We start from the raw sequence: 377 nt of genomic DNA on the forward strand, positions 1-377 counted from the left end.
CCAATTTCACTTGAAAGCTGTTCTTTAGCCCTATTCTTAAAGTATTCCCAGTTAGCATTAATACTGATTTGACGCGGTCGACCACTTTGCGTGGTCGCTAATTCTTGACGTTGCGGATCTTCAAAATAATCCACTGACCAGTAGACTTTGAACTTTCGTTCAGTACCATAACGGTCATGGCGGACGCTATAATTATGAAATCTAAATTCAATGCCATCCAGATCCGTATAGCAATCATTGTGTTCATCGTAAGCCCAATTAGCAACCTTTCGCTTGTCCTTATGATAGGCACGGGTCTGTTCCTTTTCATACATACCGTAAGGAATCAAGAACTCCTTTTCTAAGTCATCAGAGATAAATTGATAGTTCATCTCGCT

General features: G+C 40.3%; 1 pseudogene. It reads right to left on the minus strand.

Annotated features, from left to right (window positions below):
- A pseudogene (locus tag FD25_RS14165) lies at positions 1 to 377 on the minus strand (IS5/IS1182 family transposase); the annotation flags it as partial.

Origin of the sequence: Levilactobacillus acidifarinae DSM 19394 = JCM 15949, assembly GCF_001434835.1 — a bacterium.
GTDB classification, from domain to species: Bacteria; Bacillota; Bacilli; order Lactobacillales; family Lactobacillaceae; genus Levilactobacillus; species Levilactobacillus acidifarinae.